Source organism: Stieleria neptunia (assembly GCF_007754155.1).
GTDB classification, from domain to species: domain Bacteria; phylum Planctomycetota; class Planctomycetia; order Pirellulales; family Pirellulaceae; genus Stieleria; species Stieleria neptunia.
Genome location: NZ_CP037423.1, coordinates 2,063,458 through 2,084,167 on the forward strand (window position 1 = coordinate 2,063,458; position 20,710 = coordinate 2,084,167).

Genomic DNA, 20,710 nt, shown 5'->3' on the forward strand with positions numbered 1-20,710 from the left:
GCTAGGGGAAAAGGGGGCGTGGTGGGACGGGGTCTTCGGTGATCTCCACGGCTTTGCGGAGACCTTCAAGATACTCATTTTGACGGCTGGCGTGGCAGTGTAACTCGAGTACCGGTTGGCCGCGCTCGACGCGGTCGCCGATTCGCACTTGCATGCGGATCCCGACGGCCGGGTCGATGCTGTCACCCAGCTTGCGGCGTCCGCCACCGAGTGAAACCAGGGTCGATCCAATCCGCTGGCAATCGAGGTGGCGGACATAACCGTCCTGCTCGGCCTGCACGGCCCGACCGGGGGCGACGTCAAGCTCCCCCGTCCAACGACCGCCCTGGGCGGCGACCATGGCCTGAAAGCGTTCCATCGCAGACCCGTCGTCCAGGGCCCGGCCCAGCCGCTGCGTTGCATCGTCCAGATCCGTCGCGACACCGACGCGGGTCAGCAATGAGGCGCACAGCCGGACGGTCAATTCGCGGACGCCTTGGAGTGCGGGATCCGACGGTTGGCTTTCCAAAATCGCCACCGCTTCGTTGACTTCGATCGCGTTTCCGATCGCCTTGCCCAGCGGTTGGTCCATGTCCGAGATCAACACTCGCGTCGGCAGTCCCGCCGCCCGGCCCACGTTTTCGATCGATCGCGCCAGGGCCCGGGCGTCATCGAGCGTCTTCATGAATGCCGCGCCGCCGACTTTGACATCCATCACCAAAGCGTCCAAGTTGGCGGCAAGCTTTTTGCTGAGAATGCTGGAGGTGATCAACGGAATCGACTCGACGGTCCCGGTCACATCACGCAGCGCGTACAGTCGGCGGTCGGCCGGTGCGATGCGTTCGCTGGCACTGATGATAAACGCACCGACCTGGCGCAACACCGCAGCGGATGCTTGTTCGGACAGATCGGTGCGGAAACCGGGAATCGCTTCCAATTTGTCGAGCGTGCCGCCGGTCAGTCCCAATCCGCGTCCGCTGACCATCGGCACATGAACGTCACAGGCGGCCAGCAACGGTGCCAGGATCAGGGAGACTTTATCCCCCAGTCCCCCCGTGCTGTGTTTGTCCACCCGCGGCGTCTGGCCGGACACCTCGCGTGGCAGCAGGTCGCCGCTTTGCAGCATCGCACGGGTCAACGTCGCGGTCTCACGCTCGCTCATCCCGTTCACGCAGACCGCCATGGCGAAGGCCGACATTTGATAGTCGGCGACACGGCCGTCACAGAATCCCTCGATCAAGAACCGGATCTCGTCATCCCGGAGCGCGTTTCCGTCGCGTTTTTTTGCCAGCAGGTTAGCCGTCAGCATGCCGATGACCGTGGTATGCAAGGTCGTTATAGTGGATTGCGTCAACGAAGATCGTGCCACGTGTTCCCCTTTCTGTCGACCTCCAGGAAAAGTGATGTTGTGCTCCCGTTCCTTGATCGCATTGGTTTTCTCCGTCATCACCACGATGATGGTCACCCAGTGTCTGGCGGCCGAAACCGAACCCAACGTCACCGCGCCGGAATCCGACCAGGCGGCTGCCGGAAAATCGGACCGGCAACCGGCCGAACCCGCAGCGGCGGACGAGACGGCCGACGATCCTCCGGGCACCGATCCGGCGAACACCGATCCGGCTGATGCCGAGTCGGCGAACACCGAGCCGGCGGATGCGGGCGAGGCCAGCCCCGAGGTACTTGCGGCGCTGCAAGCGGGCCCCCGCGCGCTGTCCCTGGCGTTTCGCATGGCCGCCAAACGCGCGACGCCCTCGGTCGTCGTGTTGTATGCCTACGGCCAGGACGGGGACCCCCGCGACCCGAACAAAGAGGAGACTTCGGAAGACGAGTTGCCGCTGTTGGAGCGGGCGGAAATCCCCACGCCGCCGCCGGCCGAAGAGAAGCTGACCGGGCTGGGGTCCGGAGTGATCGTCTCGGCCGACGGGCTGATCATCACCAACAACCACGTGATCACCGGTGCGACGCGGGTCGTCGTGCAATTGCCCGATGAAACCCGCGTGGATGCCAAAGTGGTCCGCGGCGACCCGGACAGCGACGTCGCAATGGTCCGTGTGGAGTTTTCCGAACCACTCGATCCGATCTCGATCGGCGACAGCGACAAGCTGGAAATCGGCGACTGGGTGCTGGCGATCGGCAGCCCCTTCAAATTGGAAGCGACGGTCAGCGCGGGGATCATCAGCGGCAAGAACCGTCGTTTGGATCGGATTCGACGCAGCAGCATGCTGCAGACCGATGCCGCGATCAATCCCGGAAACTCCGGCGGCGCGCTGATCGATCTGGATGGCAAAGTCGTCGGAATCAGCACCGCGATCGCCACGCGGAGCGGGTTTTACCAGGGTGTGGGGTTCGCGATCCCGATCACCCAGGCCCGTTGGATCGCCGATGAGCTCGACCAGCACGGCAAAGTCCGCCGCGCCGCGATCGGGACCACCCTGGTGGAACTGAAGCCGCGAATCGCAAAACAATTTAATTTGCAGCCGTATTCTGGTATCTTGGTCTATCAGATCATCAAAGGGTCGGTCGCCGAACAGGCGGGCATCGAGCCCCAGGACGTGATCGTGGAATTCGCCGGCGAACAGGTGCGGGATTCCATTGGGCTTCAAGAGGCCATCGAACGCAAACCGATTGGTTCAAAACAGCCAATCGTCGTCCGACGCAAGGGAAAACGCGTCGAATTGACCGTCGAATTGGCGACGGTCGACGATCCGACCGGACAAGAATGAAAAACCAACATTGTCTGCGTTTCGCCTCTTTCCTACCATTCCACGACGGCCCAGCTTGCGAGGGCCTATGATAGAGCGTGTTCCGCCAGGAAATTTCGCCTCGTTCGACTCCCGAAACTCCCCACCCGAAATCCGGACCAATCATATGGATCGCCGTTTCACAATGCGTACGATCATCACCGCCGCGGTGCTTGTTTGTTTGGCGCACGCCGGTTCCTCCCAGAGGATCCTGGCCCAACCCGCCGCCCCCGTGCTGCCGGGTGCCGAGAATGCCACCGCCACGACGCCTCCCCAGGCGACGGCACAGGATCGACGGATTGCGAAGCTGATTGCGTCCCTGATTCCCAAATTCCACATCTCCTCGGCTGAACTGGACGACACCATCAGCCAGCGGGCGCTCGATCTGTATCTCGATCGATTCGACCCCCTGAAGCTGTACTTCTATCAGTCCGATATCGACGAGTTCGCCAAACAACGCAACCAGATCGATGACATGGTCAAACAGGGTGACCTGAGCCTGGCCTACACGATCTTCAACCGATTCACCCAACGCGTCGACGAACGCGTCGCGATGGCACTGCAGATCCTCGATTCGGATTTCGACTTCAGCAAAGACGAATACATCATCGTGGACGCCGACGCGGCCAGCTACGCCAAGTCCGCCGAGGAAGCGAACCAACGATGGCGGCGGCAAATCAAGTACGCCCTGCTGGATCTGCGTGACGACGACACCGTCGGCGACGAAGCACGCGATCTGCTCCGACGCCGCTACCTGCGTTACGCTCGACGATTCAAGTCCTACAGCAACGATGATCTGCTGGAAGCGTATCTGACGTCGGTGACCAGCGCCTTTGACCCCCACTCGACCTACATGTCGCCGTCGACGCTGGACGATTTCAACATCTCGATGGGATTGAAGCTGCAAGGGATCGGTGCCGCCCTGCGTGAAAAAGATGGCAACACCGTGGTCATGCAAATCATTCCCGGCGGTGCGGCTGATCAAGACGAACGGCTTCAGCCCGACGATGTGATCGTTTCGGTCGGCCAAGGCACAGAAGGCCCGATGGTGGACATCGTTGAAATGCCGTTGAAAGACGTCGTCAGCCTGATTCGTGGCAACGCAGGAACCGTCGTCCGCCTGGGCGTCAAAGTCGGCGGCAAGGGCAAGGTCGAAACCTATCAAATCACCCGCGCCAAAGTTGAGCTGGAAGAATCCGCCGCACGGGGCAAGATTCTCGATCACACAATGCCCGATGGCAGCGTTCGCAAGATCGGCTTCATCAACTTGCCCAGCTTCTACATGGACATGCAAGCGGCACGCGAAAATCGAAGCGATTTCCGCAGCAGCACCCGCGATGTCCGAAACATCCTGATGGAATTCAAAAGCAAGGGTGTCGAAGGCGTCGTGATCGACCTGAGCCGCAACGGTGGCGGGTCGTTGACCGAAGCGATCAATCTGACCGGGTTGTTCATCAATCGTGGACCCGTCGTCCAGGTCAAAGATTCACGCGGACAAATCCAACAGTACAACGACGAAGAAGTCGGCACGGTTTGGAGCGGACCGTTGGTCGTTCAAACCAGCAAGTTCAGCGCCAGCGCCAGCGAGATCTTCGCCGGGGCGATCAAGGACTACAATCGAGGCATCATCGTCGGTGACCCCGCCACCCACGGCAAAGGCACCGTGCAAACGCTGATGGATCTCGGCGAACGCCTGTTCCTGACCCAACGCCAAAACTACGGGGCGTTGAAAGTCACCCTGCAACAGTTCTATTTGCCCGACGGCGAAAGCACCCAACGCGGCGGCGTCGCGGCCGACATCGTGTTGCCCAGCCTGACCCAAAAAATGGATGTCGCCGAAGGTGATCTCAAGTACGCCCTCGAAGAAGACCGCATCAACGGTGCCCGTCACGACATCTATAACCTGGTGCCCAGCGACCTGCTGACCGAGCTGCGACAAAACTCCGAGCAACGTGTCAAAGCCGACAAAGAATTCGTCGATCTGATGCGACGCATCGAACTGTTCGTCAAGCAGAAGGAAGAGCAAACCGTTCCGCTGGAAGAAACCGCGTTCATGCAGCGTCGCGATGAACTCGATGCCCAGAAGGAAGAGGAAAAAGAAGAACTCGAACAGGAGACGGACAAACAAGTCTTCCGAGATACCTTCTACAACCGCGAAGTCATCAACATCGCCGGTGACTACATCGAAGGACTCCGCCGAGAAAAACTGGTCCGCAACTGAGTGGGGAGACACTTTCGCGGCAGATGGATCGTCGCGGAACGCAGTTCCTCGTTTCCTCGTTTCCTCGTTTCCTCGTTTCCTCGTTTCCTCGTTTCCTCGTTTCCTCGTTCCAAGGCTCCGCCTTGGAACGCTTCTGGCGGTGTGGCTCTCGCCACACGCGGTTCGCGGTCAGGAGGCAGGAGCCTCCGGGGCAGTGTGTCCCCAGGCAGAGACCGGACTGCGAAAAATTGATTGTTGCGGCCGGTCCGAATCTCAGGCGGAAACCGTTCCGCGGCGTTTGCCCAAAGGGCATCCACAACATAGCCTGGGGTTACGCCCGGATTCGCTGGGGCTCATCCGGGCTCACCCCCAGGCTATGTTGTTGATCGCCTTTGGCGAACCGAGCCGAGTGATCCGTTCCTTGGAACGCACTGGCGGTGTCGCTGTTGCCGCACGCGGCTCGCGGTCAGGAGGCAGGAGCCTCCGGGGCAATGTGTCCCCAGGCAGAACCTGGGAACAAGTGGGAGATCAACACGCGCCGCTCGCTGACGCTTCCCACTGGCATCGGTTACGCCCCCTCCAGCACCTGCATCGGATTGATCCGGGTCCAGCGATCGATCCGTTCGGCGTCGATTTCTAATCGGCTGGCGAGCATTTCGGCCATCTGCGGCATCGTGGTCGCGCAGCCGGCAAAATGCTGGTGGCCTTCGGCCCAGGCGGCCAAGTGCTGGTCGACTTCGACCATCTGGCCGGCTAGGCGATAGAAGCCCGGTCCCAGTCCGGCGGCGCCGATCGCGTCGGTCACGATCACGATGTTTTGTTCCGGAACGCACTTCAAATAGTTCCCCAAGGCGAACCAGGGCACATGATGCCCATCGGCGATGAAGGAGATTTTGAGGTGTTCGGAGAGCGATAGCACGCGTTGGACGATGTTGTCATGGCGATGCATTTGTCCCGGGCATCCATTGCCCAGGTGCGTGAACATCGACAGTCCGGCGTCGATCGCCTGGCGCAACTGGGCGATCGATGCGTCCGAGTGCCCGGCGGCAACGACGATCGACCGATCGCACAGCCAGCGGGTGACTTCGACGCTGCCATGCACTTCCGGGGCCAGGGTGACCAACCGCACGCGACCGCGACCCGCCTCGACCAACCGTTCGGCCAATTCGATCGTCGCATCACGAACACAGTCCGCCGGATGCGCTCCGACAAATCCGGGTTCGGGACTGATGAACGGGCCTTCGACGTGGATGCCCGCGACGATCTCGGCGATTTCGGCATGTGACTCGGCGGCATCGGCCACACGCCGGATACGGCGGACCATGGCATCGATCTGGTCGGTGATGATCGTCGGCAGGCAGGCGGTGACGCCGTCGTTGCGCATCTGTCGGCAAGCGGTCAAAATGGCCTCGTCGGTCAAGTCATCGCTGTTGAAGTCGACGCCGTAATAGCCGTTGACCTGCAAATCGACAAAACCGCTCATTCGAATCGCTCCAGCGTTGCGTGAACGTCCTCGGGAATCTTGCTCGCCGCGGCGTCGTCGATGATCAACGTCGTCCCCGAGTGGTTTCTCAGGATGCTGGCGGGGACATCGGGGGTGATCGGACCGCACAACGTGTCGCGGACCGCCGCGGCCTTGCGCTCGTCGGGTACGCTGCAATAGATATTTTTGGTTTTCAAGATCTGTCGGACCGACATGCTGATCGCGTGGGTCGGGACCTCGTCCAAGGAACCGAACCAGCCTTCGCCGACCTGTTGCATGCGACACTCATGATCCAATTCGACGATCAAATACGGCGAATCGGTTTCAAAGTCTGCCGGTGGATCGTTGAACGCCAGGTGGCCGTTTTCACCGATTCCCACCAGGGCCACGTCGACGGTGACGGAAGAGATTTTCGTAGCTGCCCGATGGACCGTCTCGGTCGCATCGGTGTCGCCGGCCAAGTAATGGAACGACGCCAGCGGAACCTTGTCGACAAAGCGCTCTTGCAAGTAACCGCAAAACGATGCCGGATGGTCGCGGCCGATCCCGATGTACTCGTCCAAGTGAAATCCGTGCACGCGACTCCAATCAATGTCATCCTGGGCGACCAGGTGGGCGAGGACCTGAAACTGTGACGCTCCGGTGGCCACAATCAGATAGGCCGCTCCATTTTTTTCGATGGCATCGCGAAGGTCCTGGGCGGCATGTTCGGCCGTGTAGCGTCCCATGTCGGACGGCGTTTTCGTGACAATTGTCTTCACAGTGAATCCCGGCTGGCTCCATTGGGTGTCTCAAGCGGACCTGATCTAGCGATCGATCGCTTCGGGTCGGTAGGATCGCGGCGTCGCGGCAACTTTCGGCCGATCCGGCCGTGCGGCAACGACCGCGGCAGATCTTAACACGTTTTCGCCCCCCACCCACCATCCCAGACCTTTGTTCAATCTGCGTCATTTCGGTCTCGCGCTCGAACGGTCTTTCAAGCAGCACCGTTGGCTGTGGCGCCATGCCCATTGCAAACGGGTGTTTGACAGTTGGAACGCACGAGTCGGCGGTGACGCTGCGGCGACATCGCGGCCTGTTGCAGCGCGGTCTGAAGCGGGCCGGCGCTGTCTGCTGGACTTACGACGGATCGCCAGTGACGGCGAGCAGGGGCGGCGATTTCACGCCTTGGTGATGCTGTTGCGCCGCGGCGGCTATGAGTTGTCGATGGTCCCCCGTCTGGCCTTTTTGCAAACCGGCCATCGGATGTTCAAAGCGAACGCGTTGGCCGAAACCCGCCCGTTCTTTGAAGACCGACTGCCTGCGGATTTTTGTCCCTTTGACCTCTGTCTGTCCGATGGCACCACGGCGCATCGCCACGCGCGACGAACGCTTTCGGTCCTGACGGGCACTCAAAAACCGTTGCAGCCGGGTGACCTGGCGATGCCCTACAGTTTTTTTCCGGCTGTCTGGGATCACGGCGAAGATCAACATTTCGAAGACTACCGGCGACGCCAACGCGTCTGGCGATTTTTCTTCGGAGGCCACTGTTCCGAAGCGTCGTATCGGCGGATCAAAAAGTACACGCGGCTGCAACCCGTCGATCGGCACCGCGTGGTCGGCGAGGTCAATCGGTACTTCGCCGACTCCACGCTCTGGATCGACTGCGATGAACAGCTCGAATCGGCGCAGCGACAACGCCACGAGTCGTTCGTCATGATCGACAATGCGACCTATCGTCCCGATGCGAGTCGCTGGCTGGGCTTGCTGGCCCAGTCCGATTTTTTTCTTGCCGCCCCCGGTTGTGACTATCCGCTGTCGCACAACGCGATCGAAGCCATCGCCGTCGGCACCATCCCCGTGTTGGAGTACGGCTCGCTGTTCACGCCGCCGCTGAGCGATGGCGAGAATTGCATCACCTACCAAGGCATCGACGGTCTGCGTCGCGCCGCGGCGCGAATCGAAACCATGGATGAACATCAAATCGTCAAACTCCGCCGCGGTGTGATCGACTACTACGAATCACACCTCAGCCCGGCGGCGTTTTGTCGAGACCTGGAAGATGCTGCCACCAAGCGTTTGCACCTGTTCCCCTATCTGACCCCCGCGGAAAGGCGAGCCGCGTAGCGAAGCGTCTATCGGTAGATGGCATGCGGCGTCACACTGCGCCCGATGATTTGGGCCGGGATCTTGTATCGAAGGTTTTCGTTTAGCCTGTCACATCAGCTGGCCGTCCCCGCTTGGAACGGGTCTCTGTCTTGCGAACGTTCGCAGATCAGCGGAACACGTTTCAAAAATCTTATGCGGGAGAATGCGATGTTGGTTCTGAGAGTCTTTCTTGTCGGTTTGATGCTGTGCACCGGGACGGTCGGTTGGTCACAGGATTTCGCAACAATCTATTTCGGTGATCCGGACATCGAAGAGAAAGTCGATGATTATCGAAAGGACAAGGGAGTGGTCGGGATGGGGTTGGTCGTCGTTCATGACGGTGAGATTGTTTACCTGCGGGGCTACGGCAAAGAAGACCGTGAAGCCAATGTCTACGTCGATCCGAAAGCGACGCGTTTCCGTTGGGCGTCCATCTCAAAAACCTTGACAGGCGTTCTGGCGGTGATGGCCGACAACGACGGCATCGTCGACCTGGACAGGAATGTCCCCTATTACTATCCGAGTTACATGGTTCCCAACAAGTATTACGTTGGCGGAAATCTGAACAACGGCCAGAGCGTGCCCTGGTACCGTCGATTGATCACGATGCGACAACTGCTCAGCCATACCTCGGGTATTCAACACTACAGCAACGGCCTGAACCGACCGGAGCCTCCTGCTTCGTCGGCTGCCAATCCCAGTCTCAACACCGGAATGGAGTGGGCACTGAAGTACTGGAAGTACAATCCTCTGATCGATCTGCCGGGGAATCGCTGGTCTTACTCGACGCCGGCGTACAACTTGGCAGGCGTTGTACTGGAACAAAAAATGGGAGGCTCGTTCGATCAGTTGACACAGATGCTGATCGCCCAGCCTGCCGGCATGACAACGCTTCGCCCCGACACGCTCTGGAATCCGGCTCCCCGACGGGCGGTCGGATATCTGCTCGACGGTGGCGACGCAACGCGCGACAACCGAGACGACGACGTGTCATGGAAGCTGGCCGGCGGAGGGTTCATCTCGACCGTCGAGGACATGGGGCGTTACGCGGCCGCACTGTTGGGCGACGAGATTTTGAGCCCCGCGGAGAAATTCGACATGTGGTCACCGCAGTCGCTCCGCAACGGAGACCTGACGAACTGGGCGCTCGGATGGAGAATTCGCCAGGGGACCGCCAAGGACCTGGATTTCAAAGTGGAACATGGCGGAGCCCAAACCAAGGCGCGTTGTCATCTGTCGCTGTATCCCAATCGCGGGTTGGCTGTCGCGGTGATGACCAATTCCAGCACCAACTGTGACACGCGAGGTCTGGCAAGAGACATCGAAGAGATCGTGATCGAACGCCTCGATACCGGAGATGCTCCGATCAAGAAAGGATACGACCGCTTGGACATGATCGCCGAGCCGCTGTTTCCGTCGATCGGTTTGTTTCGCAGCGTCACGACGACCTATCGCGCGCTTGCACGCTGAGACATGCGACGGGCTGTCCGGAGGTCACTAGCGTCCGGCTCGCAGCTCGCTCGTCATCCGTTGAAACTCTTTCCGAATCGCTGCGTTGTTGAATTCGCGGAGCGAGGGGACCTTGAGTTTCATCAGCGTTTCAAAATCACGACGTCCGGTGTTCATCAGCGCCGCGACGTCGCTGGAAAGTTTGACGGTGTCATAGGTGTTCATGGCGGTGGCCAGTTTCTTCTGGGCCAGTTTGTTTTCCTTTTCGATCAGTGCGGCGTTGCGTTTGAGGTATTCGACGTACAAGTCGGCGGTCTCGCGCGTCAGTTCGTTGGAGGCGATGTTCGACTCGAGCACCTGCCGGTCCCCGCCGTTGACCTTGATCAGCGTTTGCGCCTGTTTGATGTTCTGTTCGGCCTGGGCCGCGAACTCCTTGAGTTTCGGGATGTGTTTTTCGTGGACGTCACGGACGAACGTCTTTTGGATTCGATCCATCACGTGGATCATGACGACGTAGATCCCGTAGTACCGCTTCGACACATCCAATGCCTCGCCGCTCTCTTCGGTCAGTTCCTGCAACTGAGCCGTGACATGTTTGATGTTGTCGAAAACGACGGCCATCGTGACGATGTCATCGCCGGAGACCGAGGACAACAACGACTCCACGCCGTCTTGATCGACTTCGACGCCGATCTTGGAAAGTTCTTCGGCGAATGTCTTTTTCAGTTTGACGAGGATTGCTTGTTGACGTTCGATCTCCTCCTCCTCCGAGGCGATGCTCTCGTCGAGGGCTTCTTTGGAAAGCTCAAACGGGTTGACCTTGTCGAGCTGACTTTGATCCTTGGCCCAAGATGCGGAGACCCGCTGGCGGCGATAGTCGGCAATGTTGGTCTGGGACTGTGCGATGGCCTCGTTGGCCTCGCGAATCCGCCGGCGGTAATCGCTGACCTCTGAAACGCTGAGCGCCACGATCGCCTGGTCGAGCAGTTCGTTGATCTGGGCAGAGTTGGATTGTTTGTCCAGCTTGAAGGGGATCACCGAGCTGTCGGGCAGCTCGGCATGTCGATCGACCAATTGACGTGTTTCTTCCAAGGTCGGCAGGACGCCTTCGAACAGATCGCCCAGGCGTTGACGCAGCCGGCCGTCACCGATCGTTTCCGAGACGATGGCGATGGCGGAGTCCCCGTCGGCGGCACTCCCGTCACCGGCCTCGTCCTGGCTGTCGGTCGAGGTGTCGGATCCGAACGTGCCGCTGAACGGATTTTTTTCGCAACCACAGCAAACCGTCAAGATTGCTGCAAGCGTCAAACAGGGGGGGAAACTTCGCATGGGTATCCTTCATCAGGGGTGGGTCACGCCACGATTCATCTTAACGCCCGGATCCGTCGAGACAAAACCGAGGCCCAGATTGGGATGGAAATCGGGCGCACCGGTGTCATTGTTTTGAATTTCGGCCGTCCCTTGACGATACAATGGTGGTTCGCCCGATGCGTATCGAATCTTTGCCGATTGGATCGATGAATCAGCCAAACTGCGAGAAAAAACAGCAACATGTCCGGATGCTCCGGCAGCTGCAACGGAAAACGCCGTTCGCCGCGATCGCGGTCCAGCTGGTCGGTGGCGAAACGATCGTCATCGCAGACCCGTGGCAGTTTGTCGTCGACGCGGACCGTCTGTATGTGATCGTGCCCCCGTCCAAGCACGTCCGGTCGATTCCGTTGAGCGAGATTCAGCGGATCGGACGGCGACGCGCCGTTGCCGTCCTGCTCGATTGAATCGATGCCGATCACGGGGCGGCCCCCATGCCATCGACTTGACCGCCAAGCGGCGTGTTTTGGTTAGCGGTAGGGCGCGAGCCCTCCGGTCTTTCCGGTTGTTTTTGAGACGCGACCGGACGGCTCGCGGGCTGTCGATTTAGTCAGGTTCTGCTGAGTTAATGGTGAGCCGCCGGTCGTAAGGCCTCGGGCAACGTCGCAGTGCCCGGCCGCTTACGCGTCGCGGCTCACAAAACCGACAGCCCGCTCGCGCCGTTCCGCAAACACCTTGAGGCATCGGGTGCGGACCGGGCGCTCGACGCGCGCCGATCCGCACCCTTGTTGTGCCGCGGACGCACGGCCGTGAGCGTGCCATCGCAACGGCGGGGCGTCGGTTTCGCATCCCGCTTCCTCGCGGCCGAATCACGATTCGGACAAAATGTCACAGAACGCTTCTGACTGGCCGTGAAACTCGGCTGATTTCACGCTCGCATCATTTACTTTGACACAATCGATTCGGCTGGCACCATTAGTGCACCATTGAGTGTCCTTCCCCCCGTCTGAAGGACCCTTTGCAATGCCCACATCCATTTTTCAGCGCCATCTCGCTACGAAATCTGCGGACAAGAACGCCGGTGTTGACGACTGCAGCTTCGAGCTGGCGATCCGTTCGGCGGGTGCGTCGGTTCGTGGGGGACGCGATTACAACGAAGACCGATTTTACCGATCGGATCGGGCCCAGTTTTACTTGGTCGCCGATGGCATGGGCGGCCACTTGGGCGGAGCGATGGCGAGTCAGATTGCGATGGAAACCATTCCGATGGTTTGGCAAAGCAGGATTCGTCAAAACACACTGTCCTACTCGGGGATCCGTTCCGCCTATGGGGACGCCCTCTCCAGCGCGACGCGGGAAATGTCCGCGGCGGTGAGTGATCATCCGGAATACGACCGCATGGGCTGCACGCTGGCGGTCGCGTTCGTGTACTGCGGCCGGATGTACTTCGGCCACGTCGGCGATTGCCGCATTTATCTGCTCCATCGCAACAAACTGACACGGCTGACCAAAGACGAAACACTGGTCCAAGGCTTGATCGATGCGGGCGCCATCGATGCACACCAGGCTCGTGTCCACCGCTGGCGTCACATCGTCACCAACAGCGTCAGCCCCCAAGGGTTACAGCAACCCTCACGTTTGCGTTCGGCCCAGATCGACATGGGCGACCGCGTGATGCTGACGTCCGACGGGCTGACCGACGAGCTGGCCGATGACGAAATCCGACAAATCATGGCCTCCTGTTTTGATCCGCAAGAGTGCGTCGATCAGTTGATTCGCGCGGCTTTGGACCGCAACGCTCGCGACAACGTTTCCTGTGTCGTGTTTCAAACCTGACGAGGCTGCAGGAAGCCGGCGGTCCGATCGTGTCTCCCCATCGATGGCAATGAAGCAATCATGTTAATGAGCCAACAGCAACACCGACTCGTCCAACTCGATGACGTCACACGTCTTGCGCTGATGATCACGCCGACCGACTTCGGTGATCCGATCGACCAGGCTCGGGAGGCGATTTCGGCGATCCGATCGATTCTGGGGCGACAATCGGTTCTGATGACGTTGACGAAACAGACCGTCTTTGTCCGCTCGGCCGACGACATCCCGACATTCCAAAACCTGTTCAAGGCGATTTACCGAGACCGGGTGCCGGCGACCAGTTTCGTGATCCAACCGCCCTGTGGCGGTCAAGCGTTGGCGATCGAAGCCTGGGCACTGGGCGGCGAGGGGATCCGGGTCGATTTCCCGTTACCCGATCTGGTCACGGTTTCCTACGACGGACTCCGCTGGATCTACGTCGCGGGCATCACCTCGCCACCGCAAGCCAGCTGTGCGTCTGACGAATCCGAAGACTCGTTTCGTCGACTGGCCGAACGATTGCAGCATGTCGATGCCAGTTTCAACGACGTTTGCCGGATCTGGTTGTACCAAGGCGGCATCACCGAGCTGGAATCGCGCCCGTCGGGTGAGCCGATCGAGCGTTATCGAGAACTCAACCGGGCGCGCGCGGAATTTTTTCAACGGCTCGAAGCGGCCGGGCAGATCAACACGACGCGCGACGGGCACTCGTTTTACCCGGCCAGCACGGGGATCGGAATGGCCGGCCCCGGTCTGACCGTCAGTTGCCTCGGTCTGCAAACCGATCGTGACGATGTTTCGTTGCATCCCCTGGAAAACCCTCAGCAGACATCGGCGTTTGACTACGCGAGAAAGTTTTCGCCCCAAAGCCCGCTCTTTTCGCGCGCCATGGCCGTCAAAATCGGCGACCACGTGACCACCTGGATCTCCGGGACCGCCAGTATTCTGGATTCGGAAAGCGTCCACCTGGGCGACGTCGCAAAACAGACCGAACAGACGATCGACAACATCGAAAACCTGATCAGCGGCAAGAACTTTGAGCGTCATGGGCTGCCGGGGCTGGCCGCCGAGTTGACGGATCTGGCCAAAGTCCGTGTGTATGTCAAACGTCCGGAGGACTATGAGACGTGTCGGTCGATTTGCGAAGCCCGGTTCGGATCCGTGCCGGCCATCTACGCCGTGGCGGATGTGTGTCGGCCCGAACTGCTGGTCGAAATCGAAGGCGTCGCGTTTTCCGATGTTTCCCCCGCGTCCTAATTTGTTTTCCACAGGCATGTGATGTCGAGTCGTCCCTTCGCCCCCCAGGACTTTGGCGTCCTTCGAATACGGAACCACCGTTTTCGAAGACACCGAGAACCCTGGAGCCCGATGTGGATCCTGGCCTGTGCGGCGTCACTTTCGATCACCTTGTTGTGCGGTTTGGTCTGGTGGTTGACCATTCCCGATACCGGCGACGATCCATCGCGGCTGGCAAATCAACGCCCCGCCGACGGCTCGGGACGTTCGGCCGCCGCGTTGCCGGCTGAACCGACGCCGGACCCAACCCCAAGCCATCTGGCGTCGCCCAACGCGACGGGACGTTTGTTGGCCAACGTCGACTCGGGATCCTCGCCGCCCCACTCGATCGCAAACCCGGCGACGATGGTCACCGCCTCCGGGCTCGGCCGATCCGCCCCAAGCGCCGTTCCCGATGTCCGCGAAATCTATGAAAGTTCCAATCCGATTCATGGCCGCAACGCCGTCGACGACGATGTCTTTCGACAATTGATCGCGCTGGGCATCAAACCCGCCAAACTCTGCTCCGACGAAGTCTTCCTGCGCCGCGTCTATGTCGATGTGTTGGGAACCCTGCCCACGGTTCAGGAGGCGAAATCGTTCCTGGATAACCACCGGGAGCACAAACGCCAAAGGCTGATCGATGAGTTGCTCAAGCGACGTGAATTCGCCGACTATTGGGCGATGAAATGGTGCGACGTCTTGCGGGTCAAAGCGGAGTTCCCGGTCAATCTATGGCCCGGGGCGGCACAGGCCTACCACCGCTGGATCCATTCGGCGATCAAACGCAATCTGCCCTACGACGAATTTGCACGCGAACTGTTGACGGCGTCCGGAAGCAACTTTCGAACCCCCCAAGTCAATTTCTATCGGGCGCTTCAAAGCAAGGAACCCGAGGCGATCTCGCACGTGGTCGCGTTGACGTTTCTCGGCGAACGCACCGACGGTTGGCCAGAGACGCGTCGCGCCGGCGTGGCGCAATTCTTTAGCAAGGTCGGGTATAAACCGACCGGCGAATGGAAAGAAGAGATCGTGTTCTTTGATCGACGGCGCAACGGAGCCGATCCCAATCAAGCCGTCGACGCCGTCTACCCCAGCGGCGTGTCGGTCCGCATTCCGCCGGATCAGGATCCACGTCAAGTTTTTGCCGATTGGCTGACCGACCGCCGCAACCCCTGGTTCGCCCGCGCGGTCACCAATCGCATCTGGTACTGGTTGCTCGGTCGCGGCATCGTTGATCCGCCCGACGATGTGCGGCATGACAACCCGCCGGCCAACCTGCCACTGCTCAACACGCTCGCCCGTGAACTGGTCGCGTCGGACTATGACATCAAGCACGTTTATCGCTTGATCCTCAACTCCAGTGCCTACCAACTCTCTTGCATCGCCGAATCGGAGGACGACCGCGCGGCCGAGCACTTTGCCTATTACCCCACGCAGCGACTGGACGCCGAGGTCTTGATCGATGCGATTTGCCAAATCACCGGCACGACCGAAACCTACATGAGCATCATTCCGGAACCGTTTACGTTCCTGCCCGAGTCGCATCGCGCGATCCTGCTGCCCGACGGCAGCATCACCAGCAGTTTCCTGGAAATGTTCGGCCGCCCCGCGCGTGACACCGGTCTGTTGTCCGAACGCAACAACCGCCTGACAGCTTCGCAGGCGCTGCATCTGCTCAATTCCAATCACATCCGCAATAAGATCGAGCGCGGACCGGGGATCCGATCGTTGATCCAGCAGGGCCGCGATTCCTGGGACACCGCCGAGAGGATTTATTTGGCCATTCTGTCTCGACGACCGACCGAAAATGAACTCAACACGGCAGCGGCGCTCTGTGACGATCCGCGGGGAGCACGCGAGCTGGCTTGGGTCCTGATCAATAGTGATGAGTTTTTGTTTCGACATTGAATGTGGCGGCAGCATCCGGCTTGCGGGGAGACTTGAATCGCAAGCTGGAAGCTTAGTGCTTCGTCAACTTTTATACTTAGGGTACCGCGGAAAAGGGGTCAGGTACCAAAAATGCGAAGCACCCTGCGGGCCATTTGGTTTTTGGTACCTGACCCCTTTTCCGCTCGACAAACGCCGGCTCGAAAATTGAAAGCTGACAAAGCACTAGGCCACTTGGAACCCTTTGGAATGACGATGAAATCGAGACGACGAAACGATCGCGGACGACTGAGCCGCCGACATGTCGTGCAGGGTGGCGCGATCAATGCGGCCGGTTTGATGATGGCCTCGCAATTGATCTCCGCACACCGAGTCGCCGCCGACACGGCGGCGGCCGGCGCAACGCCCTCCTCGGCCGACGCAAACTCGGCCGCGCGGCTGGAATCGGCCAAGGCCAAGGCGGTGATCCAAATCTGGTTGGCCGGCGGCCCGCCGCACACCGATACGTTCGATCCGAAACCGGAATCGGGCAGCGACTACACCGGCCCGCTCAGCGGCACCAGCGCCACCAACGTCGCCGGCATCCACATCGGCGAGCTGTTGACCGAGCTGAGCAAGGTGGCGGACAAGTACGCGTTGATTCGCAGCATGACCCACGGCGTCAATGGACACGAAACCGCGTCCTACCTGACTCAAACCGGACGGATGCCGGGCCGGCTGGTTTATCCCGCCGCGGGCGCCGTCGTCACCGCCTTCAAAGGATTCCCCGAACTCAAACCGGGCGAGGAAGAGAATTTGATCCCGCCGTACATCGTCCTGACCAGTCCGCAAGGTCGGTTCTCCGAGGCCGGGTTCATGGGGATCAAGTACAAACCGTTTGCCACCGGTGGCGACCCGAACGCCGCGCGGTTCGCCGTGGAAGGCATCATCTCGCCCAATCTGTCCAAAGCACAACAGCTGGATCGACGGCGATTGCTCGGCGAAATGAACTCGCTCGGCAGCGCGATCCCCGGCCGCCCCAATCTGTCGATGGCGGCCCAAGCCCGCCAACACGCCTACGATTTGATCGTCGGCGATGCCGGAAAGGTCTTCGATTTGAACACCGAATCGGATGACATGCGGACGCGCTACGGCCGCACCAAGTTCGGCCAGTCGTGTCTGGCCGCGCGGCGATTGATCGAAAGCGGTTGCAAATTCGTGACAATCAATCACGGCGGCTGGGACACCCACAAAGATCATTTCCCCTCGATGCGCCGCAAGCTGCCTGAACTCGATCGCGGACTGGGCACGCTGATCGCCGACCTGGACGACCGCGGGATGCTGGACAGCACCATCGTGTGGTGCATCGGCGAGTTCGGACGCACGCCAAAGGTCGCTGCCGAATCACCTTGGAATGGTGGTCGCCATCACTTCGGTTCGGTGTTTTCCTCGCTGGTTGCCGGGGGCGGATTCCAAGGCGGCCATGTCGTCGGGACTTCGGATGCACGCGGCGAAACGGTCCAGGACCGCCCGGTCTATCCCGGCGATCTGATCGGAACGATGTACGAATTACTGGGCATCGACCCCGAGGCCAGTCTGCCGCATCCGATGGGCGAATTTGTCCGGGCCACCCCCGGAGCCGACGAGGGCATGAAAAGCGGCGGACGACTCAACGAAATCACCTGACAAACCAGTGGCGTAAGCTTCCAGCTTGCGATCCGTGGCACAAGCTTCCAGCTTGCGATTCCGCGGCACAAGCTTCCAGCTTGCGATCCGTGGCACAAGCTTCCAGCTTGCGATTCCGGTTCACCGGCCGGCACGATGCTTACATCACTCGGATAGCGAGAGGCAACGATGAATCCACACCCGATTCCCCAATCTGCGTTTTACGCGCTGCTGTTGATGTTCGCGATGTCCTGTCCCCCGGCGGACGCGCAAAACCGCGGCAGCGCCCCGCATCTGGCGTACGTGTTCCCGGCCGGATGCGAACGGGGCATGACCTGTGAAGTCGTCGTCGGTGGCCAATTCCTGAAGGATGTCGGCGAGGTCTACGTGTCAGGCAAAGGCGTCAAGGCGGAGATCGTACGCTGGTACCGGCCACTGACCGCGGGCGAGTACAACAACTTGAACATGAAGTTTCGCGAGACGCGCGAACGTCTGATGGGGCAGGCGGTTCTGCGGGGCCGCAACAGCAATCCGACCGACGAGGAGATCGCCGAGGCCGCCGGGATCACCGAAGCGCAACTCCGCGAGATGGAAATCTATCGCAGTCGTGACCGCGATCCCAAGCGTCAACCCAATGACCAACTGGAAGAACAAGTGACGCTGCGGATCACCGCCTCGCTGGAGGCCGCGGTGGGCAAGCGGGAGCTGCGGTTCCTGAGCGACAACACGATCTCCAACCCGATCTGGTTCCACGTGGATCGTTGGATCGAGATGCGTGAATCCGAACCGAACGATCGGGTCGCCACCGAGGTCACGGGACGTTTTCCGCTGGTGATCAACGGACAGATCATGCCGGGCGATGTCGATCGGTTTCGAATGGAAGCCGATCAAGGCATGAAGCTGGTGGTTCAGGTCGCCGCGCGGGATGTGATTCCCTACCTCGCCGATGCCGTCCCCGGATGGTTCCAAGCGGTGGTGCGGATGATGGACGAATCCGGTGACGAAGTGAGTTTTGCCGACTCGTTTTACTACCGCCAAGATCCCTTGCTGTACTTTGAGGTTCCGCGTGACGGACGCTACACGCTGGAAATCCGTGACGCGCTGTATCGTGGCCGCGAGGATTTTGTGTACCGAATCACGGTCGGTGAGATCCCGTTTGTCACCAGCGTCTTTCCGCTGGGAGCACGGGTGGAATCGGAATCAAAGATCCAATTGCGAGGCTGGAATCTGACCCGGACGGAGCAGACGATTCGAACCATGTCGCGCCAGCAGTATCGTCCCCAACGCTGGTACTCCTCGATCCAAGGCGATCACGCGGTGCGTTTCCCGTTGCAGATTGACCATTGGCCGGAGGTGATGGAAGAAGCCACCAACGACGATCGAGAAACGGCACAGGAGATTTCCACACGGATGACGGTCAACGGCCGAATCGATGAGCCGGGTGACAAAGACGTCTATCGAATCAACGCCACCGGTCGAATCATCGCCGAAATCCACGCCCGTCGCCTGGGATCGCCGCTCGATTCGATGTTGACGTTGACCGACGCCCAAGGGAACGAGGTCGCGTTCAACGATGACTACAAAGACCTGTCGCAAGCGATGCTGACCCACCACGCCGATTCGCACCTGGAGGCTGCGGTCGGTTCGCGATCCGACTACTACCTGACCGTCACCGATGCGCAAGGCAACGGCGGTCCCGATTTCGGGTATCGACTTCATCTCCGACCACCGCAAGCCGACTATCAGCTGCGCGTCGTTCCGTCCACCATCATCGCCCGCGCCGGACAGGTCGTCCCGATCAGCGTGTTCGCGTTACGCAAAGACGGCTTCGACCAGGACATCGAACTGTCACTCGTCGATCCGCCACCGGGATTTCGTCTCGATGGCGGCGTGATCCCGGGAACATCCGATCAAATCCGCATGACGCTGACCGTCCCACAGACGCCGGGCGAGACAGCGGTCACCTTGCAGATGGAAGGGTCCGCGCCGAGGCGATTGCGGAGCCGAGCGAAAATCGTGCGGCCGGCGATCCCCGCGGAGAACATGATGCAAGCGTTCATCTGGTATCACTTGGTTCCGGTGGAACACTGGAACGTGATGGTGAGCGGACGCCCCGGGGCCGGCATGCCGCTGAAGATCGCCATGCCCGAAGACGGAATTGAGCTGCCGCGTGACGGCGCCTTCTTGTTACGGGCCCTGATCCATTCCCAACGGACACCGGTCGATCAGTTGCACGTCGAACTGGTGGAAGCCCCCGACGGAATCACCGCTTCGATCATTCCCGATGCGGTCGGCGGTGCCGCGATCAAGTTCGAAGTGTCTGCCGAAAAGATCCAGCCGGGGGTGCGGGGGAATCTGTTGTTGAGTGTCTACAAAGAGTTCACGCCCGAACCGACCGAAGACGACCCCGCACCCAAAACCCGACGTACCGAATACGGGTTCCTGCCCGCGATGCCGTTTGAAGTGACGTCGCAACGGGGCAGCCGGTGAGGGGAAAGATGGCAGAACGATGGGGGCAGAACGATGGGGGCAGAATGATTCGTGAAGGGCGGCAACGCCATCGCCGAATCGGTCCAGCCATCATTCTGCCCCGAATCATTCTGCCATCCCCTTCCCCATCATTCTGCCATCCCCTTCCTTCCAAACATCGTCTTGCCCCCATCGTTTTGCCCCACCCTCCCTAATCAAAGAACGCCCGCAAGGGAAATTAGCCATCAACGGAGTTGGAGATCACTCCGTGACGGACCGAGATCGGAAACC

General features: G+C 60.1%; 14 protein-coding genes. 10 read left to right on the forward strand and 4 right to left on the reverse strand.

Annotation, left to right across the window (positions count from 1 at the left end):
* Position 1 precedes the first annotated feature (1 nt).
* Positions 2–1,309, reverse strand: coding sequence for a thymidine phosphorylase (locus Enr13x_RS07085; protein WP_231744139.1), 1,308 nt, complete (start codon positions 1,307–1,309; stop codon positions 2–4).
* A gap of 73 nt (positions 1,310–1,382) precedes the next feature.
* On the opposite strand from Enr13x_RS07085, the gene Enr13x_RS07090 reads away from it, so the two are divergent.
* Both Enr13x_RS07090 and Enr13x_RS07095 read left to right on the forward strand, forming a co-directional pair.
* The gene (locus tag Enr13x_RS07090; RefSeq protein ID WP_231744140.1) at positions 1,383–2,702 is read left to right on the forward strand and encodes a trypsin-like peptidase domain-containing protein; all 1,320 of its coding nucleotides are present in this window, start codon (positions 1,383–1,385) and stop codon (positions 2,700–2,702) included.
* A gap of 163 nt (positions 2,703–2,865) precedes the next feature.
* The gene (locus Enr13x_RS07095) at positions 2,866–4,941 is read left to right on the forward strand and encodes a carboxy terminal-processing peptidase (protein ID WP_145385357.1); all 2,076 of its coding nucleotides are present in this window, start codon (positions 2,866–2,868) and stop codon (positions 4,939–4,941) included.
* A 547-nt stretch (positions 4,942–5,488) separates the two neighbouring features.
* Here Enr13x_RS07095 and Enr13x_RS07100 read toward each other — a convergent pair.
* Positions 5,489–6,403: an N-acetylglucosamine-6-phosphate deacetylase gene (locus Enr13x_RS07100; RefSeq protein ID WP_145385358.1), complete on the reverse strand. Its 915-nt coding sequence runs from the start codon at positions 6,401–6,403 to the stop codon at positions 5,489–5,491.
* On the reverse strand, positions 6,400–7,164 hold the full coding sequence (locus Enr13x_RS07105; RefSeq protein WP_315857019.1) for a glucosamine-6-phosphate deaminase: 765 nt from the start codon (positions 7,162–7,164) through the stop codon (positions 6,400–6,402). Before Enr13x_RS07105 ends, Enr13x_RS07100 begins: the two co-directional genes overlap by 4 nt.
* Positions 7,165–7,423: 259 nt before the next feature.
* Between Enr13x_RS07105 and Enr13x_RS07110 the strand changes: the two genes are divergently transcribed.
* Entirely contained in the window at positions 7,424–8,509 is a 1,086-nt protein-coding gene (locus tag Enr13x_RS07110; protein ID WP_145385359.1) for a hypothetical protein, read from the forward strand.
* 189 nt (positions 8,510–8,698) lie between these two features.
* A complete protein-coding gene (locus Enr13x_RS07115; protein WP_197455854.1) occupies positions 8,699–10,000 on the forward strand; it encodes a serine hydrolase domain-containing protein in 1,302 nt (433 codons plus the stop codon).
* A 27-nt stretch (positions 10,001–10,027) separates the two neighbouring features.
* On the opposite strand, the gene Enr13x_RS07120 is transcribed toward Enr13x_RS07115, so the two are convergent.
* Positions 10,028–11,308, reverse strand: a complete 1,281-nt coding sequence (locus tag Enr13x_RS07120; RefSeq protein ID WP_145385361.1) for a hypothetical protein — start codon at positions 11,306–11,308, stop codon at positions 10,028–10,030.
* A 188-nt stretch (positions 11,309–11,496) separates the two neighbouring features.
* Here Enr13x_RS07120 and Enr13x_RS07125 point away from each other — a divergent pair, with 188 nt between their 5' ends.
* The 6 genes from Enr13x_RS07125 to Enr13x_RS07150 all read left to right on the forward strand — a co-directional run bounded on the left by Enr13x_RS07125 (position 11,497) and on the right by Enr13x_RS07150 (position 20,440).
* Entirely contained in the window at positions 11,497–11,754 is a 258-nt protein-coding gene (locus tag Enr13x_RS07125) for a hypothetical protein (RefSeq protein WP_145385362.1), read from the forward strand.
* A gap of 556 nt (positions 11,755–12,310) precedes the next feature.
* Positions 12,311–13,123: a PP2C family protein-serine/threonine phosphatase gene (locus Enr13x_RS07130; RefSeq protein ID WP_145385363.1), complete on the forward strand. Its 813-nt coding sequence runs from the start codon at positions 12,311–12,313 to the stop codon at positions 13,121–13,123.
* Between the two features lie 60 nt (positions 13,124–13,183).
* Positions 13,184–14,398: a chorismate transformation enzyme, FkbO/Hyg5 family gene (locus tag Enr13x_RS07135; protein WP_145385364.1), complete on the forward strand. Its 1,215-nt coding sequence runs from the start codon at positions 13,184–13,186 to the stop codon at positions 14,396–14,398.
* Between the two features lie 111 nt (positions 14,399–14,509).
* Positions 14,510–16,327, forward strand: coding sequence for a DUF1553 domain-containing protein (locus Enr13x_RS07140; RefSeq protein WP_145385365.1), 1,818 nt, complete (start codon positions 14,510–14,512; stop codon positions 16,325–16,327).
* A 234-nt stretch (positions 16,328–16,561) separates the two neighbouring features.
* Positions 16,562–17,971, forward strand: a complete 1,410-nt coding sequence (locus Enr13x_RS07145; protein ID WP_231744141.1) for a DUF1501 domain-containing protein — start codon at positions 16,562–16,564, stop codon at positions 17,969–17,971.
* A gap of 168 nt (positions 17,972–18,139) precedes the next feature.
* The gene (locus Enr13x_RS07150) at positions 18,140–20,440 is read left to right on the forward strand and encodes a sigma-70 family RNA polymerase sigma factor (RefSeq protein WP_145385367.1); all 2,301 of its coding nucleotides are present in this window, start codon (positions 18,140–18,142) and stop codon (positions 20,438–20,440) included.
* Positions 20,441–20,710 lie beyond the last annotated feature (270 nt).

Coding starts and splice junctions, on each gene's coding strand:
- Enr13x_RS07090 (WP_231744140.1), top strand. CDS start 1,383: ATGTTGTGCTCCCGTTCCTTGATCGCATTGGTTTTCTCCGTCATCACC.
- Enr13x_RS07095 (WP_145385357.1), top strand. CDS start 2,866: ATGCGTACGATCATCACCGCCGCGGTGCTTGTTTGTTTGGCGCACGCC.
- Enr13x_RS07100 (WP_145385358.1), bottom strand. CDS start 6,403: ATGAGCGGTTTTGTCGATTTGCAGGTCAACGGCTATTACGGCGTCGAC.
- Enr13x_RS07115 (WP_197455854.1), top strand. CDS start 8,699: ATGTTGGTTCTGAGAGTCTTTCTTGTCGGTTTGATGCTGTGCACCGGG.
- Enr13x_RS07120 (WP_145385361.1), bottom strand. CDS start 11,308: ATGCGAAGTTTCCCCCCCTGTTTGACGCTTGCAGCAATCTTGACGGTT.
- Enr13x_RS07125 (WP_145385362.1), top strand. CDS start 11,497: ATGAATCAGCCAAACTGCGAGAAAAAACAGCAACATGTCCGGATGCTC.
- Enr13x_RS07130 (WP_145385363.1), top strand. CDS start 12,311: ATGCCCACATCCATTTTTCAGCGCCATCTCGCTACGAAATCTGCGGAC.
- Enr13x_RS07135 (WP_145385364.1), top strand. CDS start 13,184: ATGTTAATGAGCCAACAGCAACACCGACTCGTCCAACTCGATGACGTC.
- Enr13x_RS07140 (WP_145385365.1), top strand. CDS start 14,510: ATGTGGATCCTGGCCTGTGCGGCGTCACTTTCGATCACCTTGTTGTGC.
- Enr13x_RS07145 (WP_231744141.1), top strand. CDS start 16,562: ATGAAATCGAGACGACGAAACGATCGCGGACGACTGAGCCGCCGACAT.
- Enr13x_RS07150 (WP_145385367.1), top strand. CDS start 18,140: ATGAATCCACACCCGATTCCCCAATCTGCGTTTTACGCGCTGCTGTTG.